Source organism: Haloimpatiens lingqiaonensis (assembly GCF_901447495.1).
Classification (GTDB): domain Bacteria; phylum Bacillota; class Clostridia; order Clostridiales; family Clostridiaceae; genus Haloimpatiens; species Haloimpatiens lingqiaonensis.
The window spans coordinates 64,689-77,793 of the sequence record NZ_CABDWS010000005.1 but is presented as its reverse complement, the minus strand read 5'-3'; the positions used below and the strand labels follow the sequence as shown (position 1 = coordinate 77,793).

Below are 13,105 nucleotides of genomic sequence, written 5' to 3'. Positions count from 1 at the left end.
TATGGCAACTACTTTTAATTTATCTATAGTACCATTTCTAAATACTTTATTTTTTACAATGGTTTTTATTATATGTTTATGAATTTCTTTTAATCCATCTAAATCAAAATCACTTAAGGAGCGCCTAACGGCATCAATGCGTGGCATTTTAGTTTTTTTAGGTATTACTTTTTTAAACTTGCCTTTTTTAAGCCAATGTTCTAATCTATTGAAACTTCTTATCTGAAGCATAAATCCAAATAACACCACGAAGGTAATTGTTGAAATTTTTACATCAGATTTTATTCTTTTATCTTTTAAGTTATTGATTTTTTCACCTATATCGTATACCTTATTAATATAAGTAAGTAATTGTTTTAAATAACTTTTACTCATTTTATCAGCATCCTTTTTAAGTTGGTTTCTAGTAAAAACTATTATAAAAAGGATGCTTTTATTATGCAAATTTTTTCTCTAAAATTTCCAGCAAAAATCAGAATTTATGGTTTTTAACCTAACCCTCAATCATTCATTATAAATCAGCGGGCTCACGCCCCAAAAATTTTTAAGCGCTAAACTTCTGTAGAACATAAATCAATTTATATTTTTCCCCTTGAAATGTAGATATAAACTATGGTAAAATGATTTATGTTAATTGAGTTAGCAGAAGGATATAATCTTTTTTTATTATACAGGGAGGTGTATTCAATGGCAAGAAAGTGTGAAATCTGCGGTAAAGGCGTTATTTCAGGAGTTCAATACAGTCACTCACATCGTCAATCAAAAAGAAATTGGGCGCCAAATGTTAAAAAAGTGAGAGCGATAGTAGCTGGCACACCAAAAACTTTAACTGTTTGTACTAGATGCCTACGTTCAGGCAAAGTTCAACGTGCTATTTAATATAACATATTTATGTTAAATAAAATAAAAATGCAGTTGTGTAACAATTGCATTTTTTATTTTTTCAAAAAAATCCTTAGTATACGAGATAAAAATTTAGGCAGTTTTACAACAATTAATTTCATAATATCCCCCCATCTCATTACTTTATTAATAAATAACTCGACTATCAATTTCCCTTAATCACAATGCTTGGTTAAATACCATCCCAAATAAATTAATCCTCCCCCCACTAGAATTAGCCATCCCCATATAGGGACAATAACTGCTAAAACTATGCCAACTCCAACACAACCAACTATAATTCCTATGTTTTTCTTGATTTTTTTTATAAACACAATTACTATCCCCTAAAAATATTCTAATATCATTATATGTTTTAAATTGTATTTTGTTGATTAAGTAATTCAACTTTTGCAGTTATAAAATAAAAATATAAAATTTGCAGATAAGTAATACTCCTTACTTTTTACCTATTACTTCTTAACTATTACTTCTTACCTTATATAGTGTAGAGTTTAAAATTTATATGTGAAAGTTGAGTTAAGTAATAAAAAAAGACTAAGTAAAAACCTAGTCTTTTGATAAAATAGCTAATAATTTTCCACTAGAAAAAGTTATGCTAACTTCTTCATTTAAAAATTCATTTGATATAGTTCTAGAATCTCCTAATTTTAAATTATAATTAACAAGTGGATATTTACCACCTTGTATAGTTAAGTTTTTTACTTCATCACAATATGCCTGCAAAGAAAAAATAGACTTATTTTCTCCTTTTATTTTAAAAGACTTATCATAAATATATATTTCATTATTGTCATCTTTCATAACAGCTTTGACATTTTTATTTAAACATTTATTTAAAAGTCCTAAGTTCCCAAGCATGTGATCTATCCTAGTTCCCGTGAAACCTAGAAAAGTTAAGTTATCTCCACCTAAATTAATTGCTTCTTCTATAGCCATTTCACTATCTGTAAAATCTTTTTCCGCAGGAAATGTTGTTATTTTACAATTAGACTTTTTAAAGGCTTCCAAGGTTTCACTTTTTATAGAGTCAAAATCCCCCAAAAGCATATCAGGGCATATGTCATTTTTATATAAGCAATTTGCTCCACTGTCTGCACAAATTATATAATCAGACTTTTCTACCTCTTTTTTTAACAATTCTCTAGAAGGAGGGGTTCCACCAGAAATAATTAATATATTCATTTTACATTCCTTCTTTTAAAGCTTTAATATTACCTGATATATCTCCACCTTTAAATACAGCCGAACCTGCCACTATGTAATTTGCTCCCGCTTCAACCACTTCTTTTATAGTATCTTTATTTACTCCACCATCTACTTCTATTATTAAATCTTTATTAAATTTATCTGCTAATTCTTTTACCTCTCTAATTTTATCAGAAGAATATGGTATATACTTTTGTCCTCCAAAACCAGGATTCACTGACATTATTAAAACCATATCTACTACATTTATTAAGTCTTTAATGAAACTTACAGGAGTTCCTGGATTAAGTGATATGCCAGCTTTTACACCAAAACTCTTTATGTAATTTATAGTCCTATCTACATGTTTATCCGCTTCATAATGTATAGTAATTATGTCTGCTCCGCTTTTTACAAAGTCTTCTATGTATCTAGATGGATTTTCAATCATTAAATGTACATCAAATATCATTTTTGTTTCTTTTCTTATGCTTTTAATTACAGGTATTCCCAAAGATATATTAGGCACAAAATTTCCATCCATTACATCAATATGTACTACTTCTATTCCATTTTTCTCCAAACTTTTTACTTCCTCACCTAACTTTGAAAAATCTGCTGATAGTATAGACGGTGCTAATTTAATCATTTTAATTCCTCCTCTGATGTGTAATTTCTTCTATAGTCTTAATATAAAATTCATATCGTTCTTTAGATATTTCCCCTTGCTCTACTGCTTCCTTAACTTTGCACCCTGGTTCCTTATAATGCAAGCAATTTGAAAACTTACACTCACAATTATACTTTTCAAATTCTGGAAAACAATATTTTAATTCCTCTTTGGTTATAAAACTTATATCCAGCGAAGAAAACCCTGGAGTGTCCACAACAAAGCCTCCATCTATTTCTATAAGTTCACTATGCCTTGTAGTATGCTTACCTCTTTTAGACTTTTGACTTATATCTCCAGTCTGCATGACTTCTCTTCCAAATATCTTATTTAAAATAGTTGATTTTCCAACTCCTGAAGGACCACAGAATACAGTTACCTCATCTTTAAGTTTTTCCTTTAAAAATTCTATTCCTTCTCCTTCTTTTGCATTTAGTAAAGCCACCTGATATCCTGCTTCTTTTAATGTTTTTATTATATTAGATATTTTTTCTTCTTCTAAATTTACTAAATCTATCTTGTTGAAACAAACTAATATTTTTAAACCCTTTGACTGACAAAGTAACAAAAAACTATTTAGCAAATTTAAATTTAAATCTGGATTTTTAAATGTAACTACTACAAAAGCCTGTGTTACATTAGCCACAAAAGGTCGAACAAGTTCATTACTTCTTTGGTTTATATTTTCTATAACCCCTTCGCCCTTATTTATACTTACCTCCACTATATCTCCTACCATAGGAGTAAGTTCATTAAATCTAAACTTACCCCTAGCTTTGCACTTTATTAATTCATTGCCACTCTTAACATAGTATAGTCCACCTACGCCTTTAACTATTATACCTTTCATATATCCTCCTGTAAAAATAACGCATTAAGGCAACTCATTACCTGTATATTTAAAATAACTTATGTTTATTTCAGTATCTTCTTCTACTTTAGTATTTGGAGATATTGATTGATTAAACACCTTTCCATCTTTATTTTTATCATTTGTATTAATCTCTACCTTGTTTCCTAATTTCAATTTAAGACTCTTTAATATTTGCTCTACTTCATTTATATCTTGACCTGCTAAATTAGGAACCAATACCATTCCCTCTTCACCTTTACTTACTATTAAATCTATTTTATCTCCAGCATTAGCTTCACTTCCTGAAGAAGGTGATTGCTCCATAACTATATCCTTTTTAACTTCACTGCTAGTTTCGTACTTTATATTTCCTACATTTAAACCACTTTCTATTATTTTTCTTTTAGCTTCTTCTATATTTAAATTTTTTAAATCTGGTACTTTCACCGTCTTATTTCCCGCACTTACAATCGCTTTAATTTCTGTTTTAGGTTTAACCTTAGTTCCTTCATTTGGTGAACAAGATAATACTTCACCTTCTGGTTTGTCGCTAGTTTCTGATGATTCTATTACAAAAACCAATCCTTTATCTTCTACCATTTTTTTTGCTTCATCTTTATTCATGCCTACTATATTGGGAACTACTATTTTATTACCACCTAATTTACCACCTAAGAATAAGTTAGCTAATATTCCAATTATGGCTAATACAACTACCATTGAAGAAGCTATTATTGCTATTTTTTTACCTTTGCCCTTTTGAGAATTTCTCTTTTTCCTTCTTGCTAAAATATTTTCATCTTGATTTTCTTCATCATCTTCGTAATCATCATCTTCATAATCGTCTTTTTCTTCTAAATTCTCATCATTATAGATATTATTTTTGCTGAAATCTTCTATGTTTATAGGATCCATTACTCTAGTAAAATCATCATAATTACTATTTAATTTTATTTGAGTGTCTCTATTGTTTTTGATAGAATACAAATCTTCTATCAGTTGTCCTGCATTTTGATACCTTTTTATTGGTTCTTTTTCAATACATTTTAAAATTAAATTATTTAGACTTTCAGGAATATCTGGGTTAAATTGCACTGGAGGAATAACTGATTCTTGAATATGTTTTAAAGCTATACTTACAGGAGTATCCGCATCGTAAGGTACTTTTCCAGTTACCATCTCATACATTAATATACCTAAAGAATATAAATCACTCCTACAATCAACAATGGTTCCTCTAGCTTGCTCTGGTGAAAAATAATGTGCTGATCCTACTATTTTTGCAGTGTTAGTTATAGTGCTAAAATTAGATACTCTAGCTATACCAAAATCTGTTACCTTAACATTTCCTTCTTCTGTTATCATAATATTGTGTGGTTTTATATCTCTATGAATTATATTGTTTTTATGAGCACATTCTAGGGCTTTAGCTATTCCAATAGCAATTTCTATGGTCTTTGTATACTCTATTTTGCCTCTTTCATTTATATATTCCTTTAGAGTTTTGCCCTTTATATACTCCATAACTATATAATTTATATCACCTTCACTGCCTACATCATATATATTTACTATACGACTATCAGACAAACTTCCTGCAGCTCGGGCTTCTGTTTGAAACTTTTCAACAAATTCTTTGTTATTTACAAATTCTTTTTTTAATATTTTTACGGCTACATACCTATTTAGTATGTGGCATTTAGCTTTGTATACTTCCGCCATGCCACCTTCTCCTATTTTTTCAAGCAACTCATATCTATTTCCTAGCATATTTTTTTCAACCATCACTTACACTCTCCTTCAAATACAATAACAGAAATATTATCATTAGCTCCTCTTATTTTGCACTTTTCCAGTAAAACATCACATATTTGTTGATTATCACTATGCTTTTTAACAACTGATAAAATTTCTTCATCTTTCATTTCCTTAGTCAATCCATCTGTGCATAATACAACCTTTTTCACTTCTTTTAGATCAACATGGAATATATCAACCTTTACTAAAAATTTAGTTCCCACAGCTCGTGTTATAACATTTCTATTAGGATGAGTAAATGCTTCATCCTCACTTATAGCCCCTTTGTCCACTAACTCCTGAACAAGGGAATGATCCTTTGTTATTTTATATAAATAGCCATCATTTTTTACTATATAGCAACTACTATCGCCTACATGTCCTACAAACATGTGATTGTCCACAATAAAACATGCTGTAACAGTAGTTCCCATACCTTTATATTTATCTTCCTCACAAGCTATGTGAAATATAGCTTCATTTGCGTATTTAATGGCCTCTGTTATTATAGATGATGGATTTTCTCCTTTATACTTTTTACCAATATACTCTATTATTTTTTCTACTGCAGTTTTACTTGCTACTTCCCCTGCATTGTGCCCACCCATGCCATCTGCTACTATATACACTCTTTTATGACTATCTTCATAAACTCCTATGTAATCTTGATTGTTACGCCTCTTATTGCCTACATCGGATAACATTCCCACCATATTATCACCCCAATTAATTATTTAGATAATGCCTTCTTAATTGACCACAAGCAGCATCTATATCAGCTCCCATTTCTCTCCTAATAGTAGTTTCTATGCCGCTTTCACATAAAATATTCTTAAATTTTAATATATTGTCTGAAGATGACTTTTTTAAGCTATTTTCTTTTATCTCATTTACAGGTATTAAATTCACATGACACAACATTCCCCTTAGTGTATTACTAAGTTCCTTGGCCTGTTCTATACCATCATTGAATCCCTTTACCAAAGCATACTCAAAACTCACTCTTCTATTAGTCATATTAATGTAGTATTTACACATATCTAATATTTCACTTATAGAGTATTTATTTGCTATAGGCATAACCTGTCTTCTAAGTGTGTCATTAGGTGCATGAAGTGAAATAGCTAAGGTTATCTGAAGTTTTTCCTGGGCCAATTCCTTTATTTTAGGAACTATACCACAAGTAGATAAAGTAATATGTCTTTGACCAATATTAAATCCATCACTTTTATTTATTTCTTTTATGAATTTAATTACATTTTCATAATTATCTAAAGGCTCCCCACTACCCATAAGAACTACGTTAGAAATTCTCTCACCAATTTCTTCTTGAGCTTTTAAAATTTGAGATAAAATCTCACCAGAAGAAAGATTTCTTACCATGCCTTCAATTGTAGATGCACAAAATTTACAACCCATTCTGCATCCCACTTGAGTAGAAACACATATAGAATTTCCATGCTTATATTTCATTACAACACTTTCAATTAAATTTCCATCTCTATATGCAAATAAAAATTTAATTGTGTCCTCATCTTTTGAAACTAGTTTCGTAACAACCTTGGGTATATCTATATAGAACTCTTTTTCTAGCTTATCTATGGTGCCTATCGGTATGTTTTTCATAAGCTTAAAATCAAAAATGCCTTTGTATATCCATTGAAATATCTGCTTAGCTCTAAATGATTTTTCTTTATTTTGTTCCATCCATAACTTTAATTCTTCCGTATCTAAATCTAAAATATTTTTCATTTTTAAACACCTACTAACTCTTTTTTAATTTAGCTATAAAAAACCCATCCATATATTTATTAGGAAGTATAGTTACATATCCTTCCTGATGATAAATTAAATTATCTAAATCACCAACGTATATCTTTTCTAGTTTAAATTCAGGATTTTCTTTTAAAAACCAATTTATATTTTTTTCATTTTCCTCTTTATTCAAAGTACAAGTAGAATATACAAGTATTCCACCTTTTTTTAGATATCTGCTTCCATTTTTTAATATTTTTCTTTGTATATTTACTAAATCCTTTAGCTCATTTTTATTTTTATTCCACTTTATTTCAGGTTTTTTTCTTATTATCCCAAGTCCTGAACAAGGTACATCCATAAGAACTCTATGAGCCACACCTTCTAAGTCTTCATGAAATTCTGATGCATCTAAAGTATTTGCCTCTATATTATTAATACCTAATCTTTCGCTATTATCTCTAATTAATTTTAACTTATTTTCATGAATATCAAAAGCTAGTATTTTACCTGTATTATTCATGATTTCAGCCATATGTGTAGTTTTTCCCCCTGGGGCACTGCATAGATCTATAACTGTCATATTTTCTTCTAAATCCATTACCATTCCTACTAACATAGCGCTTTCATCTTGAACTGTTATGCAGCCCTCTTTAAAAAGAGGATTGTTTTCTATACTTTTTCCTTTTATTATACGCAGTGCTTCTGGACAAATCTCTCCTTCTTCTATAGTATATCCTAATTCTGATAATTCACTATAGGCCTGTTCATAGGATTTCTTTATATTGTTTACTCTTACTGTAACTCCTGGCACTTGATTTAAACCCTTTAAAATTATTTCGCACTTTTCTTTTCCAAAATCATTCATAAAAAATTTTACCATCCACCTAGGAAAAGAGTATTTAAAAGCTAAAATATCTTCTATATTCCCTTTAACATATTCTTCATCTTTATTTCTTAAATAATTTCTTAAAACACCATTTACAAATTTAGCAACCTTACCTGAGGAATGCTTTTTAGAAAGTTCAACTGCTTCATTTACTACTGCAAAATCAGGTACCTTGCTTAGATACCTGATTTGATATATAGAACTTCTTAAAACATTCAGTACATAAGGCTCTACACTTTTAAATCCTTTTTTTACATAATGACTTAATATAACATCTATGGTATATCTATATTTAACAGTGCCATAAACCACTTCCGTTATAAATGCCTTATCTTTAGCACTAATTTCTGCTTTATTTAAAGTTTTATTAAGTACTATATTTGAATAAGCCTTTTCATTAAAAACATTTCCTAATACATTAACTATTATCTCTCTACTATTCATATACAACCTCTTATCAATCATTTCTTCTGCTCAATATAAATAATCTTATTAATTGTGAAACTGCCATTAAAGCTGCTGCTACATAAGTCATAGCTGCTGCACTTAATACCTTTTTGGCTCCATTTAATTCTTCATCATAAAGTATTCCTCTACTTTCTAAAACCCCTAATGCTCTATTAGATGCATTAAATTCTACTGGCAAAGTAACTATTTGAAACAATACAACTCCGCCAAAAAGAATAACACCAAAATTAATTAAAGGTTGAATTCCTAGGAATATACCTAATATAAACAATATCCATGAAGCATTTGAACCTATAGTAGCTATAGGAACTATAGCGTTTCTAAGTGTCAGTGGGTAATAGTTCACTTTATGCTGTATTGCATGACCAGTTTCATGGGCCGCTACCCCTATTGCAGCTACTGAAGTCCCATTATAAACATCTTGTGATAATCTCATAACTTTATTTTTAGGATCATAGTGATCTGTTAGCTTTCCCCCTACCATCTCTACTGGTATATGGAACAATCCTTCCGAATCTAAAAGCATTCTAGCTACTTGAGCTCCTGTATAACCATTTCTGCTAGACACTCTAGAATACTTAGCAAATGTAGTATTTATTTTTGTTTGAGCCCAAAACGTTATTATTATAGCTGGCAAAAGTATTATCATAGTACTATCATACCAAAACATTTAATAAGCTTTATAAAATCTACAAAACAATCTACAAAACCTCAGTAAATATATATACTATAGATTTTATTCATACACTACTAATATTTATATACTAAACTTAAATATTAGTGTACATAATAGCATTTCTCTATAATGCTATACCGCAAGCTAACGGTATTTTTGCCACTCCCTTCTAAAAATCAAGTAATTAATTTTACTTTTAAAATATAGAGTAATTACTTGAAATATTTTTTTATTATTTAATTTCTGTTACCACTAAAATGGTTTAATAATTTTTATTTTAGAATATTTCCTTCTTTTATTTGATTTCCTCTAATATATTCCTTTACTAATATAGGTTTTTTACCTGGGAATTGAACCTTTTCTATAAGTAAAGTATTCTCACCACAAGCAACTTCTATACCTTCCTCTGTAACCTTCAATATGCATCCTGGAACTTCTGAAGCTTTCTTATTTATAACTTGTGCTTTATATATTTTCATAACTTTATCTTCATATTCAGTAAAAGCAATAGGCCATGGATTCAATCCCCGTATTAAGTTATTAATGTTTTCAGCCTTTTCACTCCAATTTATTTTAGCCATGTCTTTATTTATCATTGAAGCATAGCAGCTAAGAGAATCTTCTTGTTTTTCCCTTTTTATATTAGAAAAATTATTTATAGTTTCAATTAAAAGACTAGAACCCTTTCCACTCAAAATATCATGTAATTCTCCAGCAGTCATGTCTTTTCCTATTTCCACTTCCTGCTTAAGAAGCATATCTCCTGTATCTAGACCTTCTCCCATAATCATAGAAGTATTTCCACTTTTAGTTTCACCATTTATTATGGCAAAATTTATAGGAGCTGCTCCCCTATACTTAGGTAGCAATGATGCATGTAAATTTATACATGCATATTTAGGGATTTCTAAAACTTCCTTAGACAAAATCTGACCAAAAGCTACCACTATTATAAAATCTGGTTGTATCTCCCTTAATTTATCTATATATTCTCTTTCTTTCTTTAAGTTTTTTGGCTGATATACAGGAATATTATTTTCCAAAGCCACCATCTTAACTGGAGACATAGTTATTTTATTTCCTCTTCCCTTAGGTCTATCCGGTTGAGTAAATACAGCTTTAACATCAAAATTTTCAATTAAACCTTTAAGTGAAGGTACCGCAAAATCCGGTGTTCCCATAAATACTATATTCATTACTCTATTACACCCTCTTCAATTGTTTTGTCTATATATAAAACTCCATCTAAGTGGTCTATTTCATGACAAAATGCCCTAGCTAAAAGCCCCTCTCCTTCTAGTATTACCTCTTCTCCCTTTTCGTTTAAAGCTTTTACTTTAACCCATTCAGGTCTTTCCACAGTACCTTGTCTTCCAGGTATACTTAAGCAGCCCTCTATATCAATGTAACTACCTTTAGTTTCTATTATTTCAGGATTTATTATAACTATAGGACCTTCTCCCACGTCTATTACTGCCATTCTCTTTAAAATACCTATTTGTGGTGCAGCAAGACCTACTCCATCTGCCTTATACATAGTTTCTTTCATATCTTCAATTAATGTTAAAAGTCTTTTATCTATATTTTCAACCTTTCTACATTTCTTTCTTAATATTTCGTCGCCTTCAATTCTTATAGTTCTTAAAGCCATTTTTAAAACCCCTCTCTATTTTTTAAAGCATATTATTTGGATTTATATCTATATTAATTCTTATATTATTATAATCTTCTTTAATTAATTCATAAATAATATTTTTAATTTTTCTTGCTAATTCTATACTCACTTCACCCTTAAGTATTATCTGCCATCTATAATTACTTTTTATTTTTGATAGGGCGCATGGGCAAGGACCTAATAAATTAATTTTATCATAATTTACTAGAATTTTGTTTAAATATATACCAACATTTTGTATATTTTTTATTAAAATATCTTCCCTTTCACTGCTCATATTTATACATAATATATCTGAAAAAGGCGGATACTTCATATCTTTTCTCAAATTTATTTCTTTTTCATAAAATCCTATATAATCATTACATGCTGCATATTGTATGCTATAATTTTCTGGGCTATAGGTTTGTATAACCACTTTTCCAGGTTTAACTCCCCTACCAGCTCTACCTGAAACTTGAGTTACAATTTGATAAGTTCTTTCATTAGCTCTAAAATCAGGCATATTTAAAGATAAATCAGCAGCTATTATTCCTACTAAAGTTACATCTTTAAAATCCAATCCTTTTGCTATCATTTGAGTTCCTATCAAAATATCAGCATGCTTATTTTTAAAGCTTTCATAAATATACTCATAAGAATTTTTCTTCCTAGTGGTGTCAAAGTCCATTCTTAAAGTTCTAGCTTCTGGGAAAAACTTTTTAATATCTCTTTCCACTCTTTCCGTACCTATACCAAAATATTTAACATATTTGCTACCACACTGCGGGCATTCTTTAGGCACTTTAACATTGCTTCCACAGTAATGACAATTTAATTGAGAACTATCTTGGTGGTAGGTAAGGGATATGTCACAATTAGGGCATTTAAAAACATATCCACATGCTCTACAGGATATAAAAGTTGAAAATCCTCTCCTATTTAAAAACAATATAATTTGTTCTTTTTTATTAAGCCTATCTTTAATACTGTAAAAAAGTTCTCTGCTGAAAATGCTTCTGTTATTATTTAGAAGTTCTTCTCTCATATCCACAACTTTTACTTCTGGAAAGCTAGCCCCATCTACTCTACTATTTATAGTAATAAGATTAATCTCACCATTTATAGCTCTATGGTAAGTATTTATACTAGGTGTAGCAGAGCCTAAAACCACTTTACAATCCTGTATTTCACTTATTAATTCTGCCACTTCCACAGCGGTGTATTTTGGAGAACTCTCTGATTTATAGCTAGATTCATGCTCTTCATCTATAACTATAAGTCCCAAATTAGAAAAAGGTAAAAACAAAGCCGACCTAGCGCCAACTGCTACTTTAACTTCTTTATTTTTAACCCTAATCCATTCATCTATTCTTTCACCTGGTGATAATTTACTGTGAAACACTGCTATATCCCTGCCAAATCTTCCTTTAAATCTCTCAACCATTTGAGGCGTTAAGGATATCTCTGGAACTAAAATTATAGAATCTTTATTTTCTTTTATCATTTGGCTAACTAGGTGCATATAAATCTCAGTCTTTCCACTACCAGTAACTCCATGGATTAATGATATATTTTTAGATGAATTTAATATTGTTTCCACTGCATCCTTTTGATGCTTATTTAGCTGTTTTTCTTTATAGCATTCATATTCTCTGTAATTATATCTATTAACTATAATTTCATTTTGCAATAAAAAACCATGTTTTATCATAGTATTTATGGACGATAATGATAGTGAAAATTTATTACTTAATGAGGTTTTATTATATACACCATTGTTTTTTTCAACAACACTATGTATATAATTATATGGTTTTTTATTAAATTTTTGGTCTAAAGATTTTCCTAAACATATTACATTATTAGTTTTATTACCTATTCCCTTAATTATTCCACTTGGAACAATTGTTTTTATGCATTCTATATAAGTACAAATATATTTATTTTTCATTTTTTCTATAAGTTCTAAATCCTTTAAGCTAAGTAGTGGATATTCTTCACATATACTCTTTACATACTTTAGTCCTTTTATTTTTTTATCTAAATTTTCATATAGCTCTACTATATAAGCATCTAATACTCTGTTCCCTCTTCCAAAAGGAACTTTTACATGCAATCCCACTTCTACCTTTATAGCTATTTTTTCTGGAATACCGTATGTAAATACTCTGTCCACTTGTTCAGATTCATTATCTACTATTACACCAGCATATTTATACACCTTATCACCCTTTTGTGCATATAATGAA

General features: G+C 29.5%; 14 protein-coding genes. 1 reads left to right on the top strand and 13 read right to left on the bottom strand.

Annotated elements, in window-relative coordinates; translation table 11 throughout:
• Positions 1-375: hypothetical protein (locus tag FGK85_RS02085; protein WP_341472459.1), on the bottom strand; the 375-nt coding region annotated here is incomplete at its 3' end.
• A gap of 312 nt (positions 376-687) precedes the next feature.
• On the opposite strand from FGK85_RS02085, the gene rpmB reads away from it, so the two are divergent.
• The gene (rpmB, locus tag FGK85_RS02080; protein WP_138203308.1) at positions 688-879 is read left to right on the top strand and encodes a 50S ribosomal protein L28; all 192 of its coding nucleotides are present in this window, start codon (positions 688-690) and stop codon (positions 877-879) included.
• Between the two features lie 179 nt (positions 880-1,058).
• On the opposite strand, the gene FGK85_RS15240 is transcribed toward rpmB, so the two are convergent.
• The 12 genes from FGK85_RS15240 to priA form a co-directional block, all read right to left on the bottom strand.
• Positions 1,059-1,217, bottom strand: coding sequence for a hypothetical protein (locus FGK85_RS15240; RefSeq protein WP_171011299.1), 159 nt, complete (start codon positions 1,215-1,217; stop codon positions 1,059-1,061).
• A gap of 235 nt (positions 1,218-1,452) precedes the next feature.
• Positions 1,453-2,088, bottom strand: a complete 636-nt coding sequence (locus FGK85_RS02075; RefSeq protein ID WP_138203306.1) for a thiamine diphosphokinase — start codon at positions 2,086-2,088, stop codon at positions 1,453-1,455.
• Between the two features lies 1 nt (position 2,089).
• Positions 2,090-2,740: a ribulose-phosphate 3-epimerase gene (gene rpe, locus FGK85_RS02070; RefSeq protein ID WP_138203305.1), complete on the bottom strand. Its 651-nt coding sequence runs from the start codon at positions 2,738-2,740 to the stop codon at positions 2,090-2,092.
• Between the two features lies 1 nt (position 2,741).
• The gene (gene rsgA / locus FGK85_RS02065) at positions 2,742-3,611 is read right to left on the bottom strand and encodes a ribosome small subunit-dependent GTPase A (RefSeq protein WP_138203303.1); all 870 of its coding nucleotides are present in this window, start codon (positions 3,609-3,611) and stop codon (positions 2,742-2,744) included.
• 24 nt (positions 3,612-3,635) lie between these two features.
• Entirely contained in the window at positions 3,636-5,399 is a 1,764-nt protein-coding gene (gene pknB / locus FGK85_RS02060) for a Stk1 family PASTA domain-containing Ser/Thr kinase (RefSeq protein WP_138203301.1), read from the bottom strand.
• Positions 5,399-6,124 carry a Stp1/IreP family PP2C-type Ser/Thr phosphatase gene (locus FGK85_RS02055; protein WP_138203299.1) on the bottom strand — a complete coding sequence of 242 codons (726 nt, stop codon included), beginning with the start codon at positions 6,122-6,124 and terminating at the stop codon, positions 5,399-5,401. The genes pknB and FGK85_RS02055 overlap by 1 nt, the downstream gene beginning before the upstream one ends.
• 13 nt (positions 6,125-6,137) lie before the next feature.
• Positions 6,138-7,163, bottom strand: a complete 1,026-nt coding sequence (gene rlmN / locus FGK85_RS02050; RefSeq protein WP_138203297.1) for a dual-specificity RNA methyltransferase RlmN — start codon at positions 7,161-7,163, stop codon at positions 6,138-6,140.
• Positions 7,164-7,176: 13 nt separating this feature from the next.
• Entirely contained in the window at positions 7,177-8,499 is a 1,323-nt protein-coding gene (rsmB, locus tag FGK85_RS02045; RefSeq protein ID WP_138203295.1) for a 16S rRNA (cytosine(967)-C(5))-methyltransferase RsmB, read from the bottom strand.
• 13 nt (positions 8,500-8,512) lie between these two features.
• Positions 8,513-9,193, bottom strand: coding sequence for a zinc metallopeptidase (locus FGK85_RS02040; RefSeq protein ID WP_138203293.1), 681 nt, complete (start codon positions 9,191-9,193; stop codon positions 8,513-8,515).
• A gap of 278 nt (positions 9,194-9,471) precedes the next feature.
• Positions 9,472-10,395: a methionyl-tRNA formyltransferase gene (gene fmt, locus FGK85_RS02035; protein ID WP_138203291.1), complete on the bottom strand. Its 924-nt coding sequence runs from the start codon at positions 10,393-10,395 to the stop codon at positions 9,472-9,474.
• Positions 10,395-10,850 carry a peptide deformylase gene (def, locus tag FGK85_RS02030; RefSeq protein ID WP_138203289.1) on the bottom strand — a complete coding sequence of 152 codons (456 nt, stop codon included), beginning with the start codon at positions 10,848-10,850 and terminating at the stop codon, positions 10,395-10,397. The genes fmt and def overlap by 1 nt, the downstream gene beginning before the upstream one ends.
• A gap of 22 nt (positions 10,851-10,872) precedes the next feature.
• Complete coding sequence (gene priA, locus FGK85_RS02025; protein ID WP_138203287.1) at positions 10,873-13,077, bottom strand: primosomal protein N'; 2,205 nt, start codon at positions 13,075-13,077, stop codon at positions 10,873-10,875.
• Between the last annotated feature and the right edge of the window lie 28 nt (positions 13,078-13,105).

Bases quoted from the DNA above. Each gene is read 5' to 3' on its own strand.
- FGK85_RS02075 (WP_138203306.1), bottom strand. From the start codon at position 2,088: ATGAATATATTAATTATTTCTGGTGGAACCCCTCCTTCTAGAGAATTG.
- rpe (WP_138203305.1), bottom strand. From the start codon at position 2,740: ATGATTAAATTAGCACCGTCTATACTATCAGCAGATTTTTCAAAGTTA.
- pknB (WP_138203301.1), bottom strand. From the start codon at position 5,399: ATGGTTGAAAAAAATATGCTAGGAAATAGATATGAGTTGCTTGAAAAA.
- FGK85_RS02040 (WP_138203293.1), bottom strand. From the start codon at position 9,193: ATGTTTTGGTATGATAGTACTATGATAATACTTTTGCCAGCTATAATA.
- def (WP_138203289.1), bottom strand. From the start codon at position 10,850: ATGGCTTTAAGAACTATAAGAATTGAAGGCGACGAAATATTAAGAAAG.
- rpmB (WP_138203308.1), top strand. From the start codon at position 688: ATGGCAAGAAAGTGTGAAATCTGCGGTAAAGGCGTTATTTCAGGAGTT.
- rlmN (WP_138203297.1), bottom strand. From the start codon at position 7,163: ATGAAAAATATTTTAGATTTAGATACGGAAGAATTAAAGTTATGGATG.
- rsmB (WP_138203295.1), bottom strand. From the start codon at position 8,499: ATGAATAGTAGAGAGATAATAGTTAATGTATTAGGAAATGTTTTTAAT.
- fmt (WP_138203291.1), bottom strand. From the start codon at position 10,395: ATGAATATAGTATTTATGGGAACACCGGATTTTGCGGTACCTTCACTT.
- FGK85_RS02055 (WP_138203299.1), bottom strand. From the start codon at position 6,124: ATGGTGGGAATGTTATCCGATGTAGGCAATAAGAGGCGTAACAATCAA.
- rsgA (WP_138203303.1), bottom strand. From the start codon at position 3,611: ATGAAAGGTATAATAGTTAAAGGCGTAGGTGGACTATACTATGTTAAG.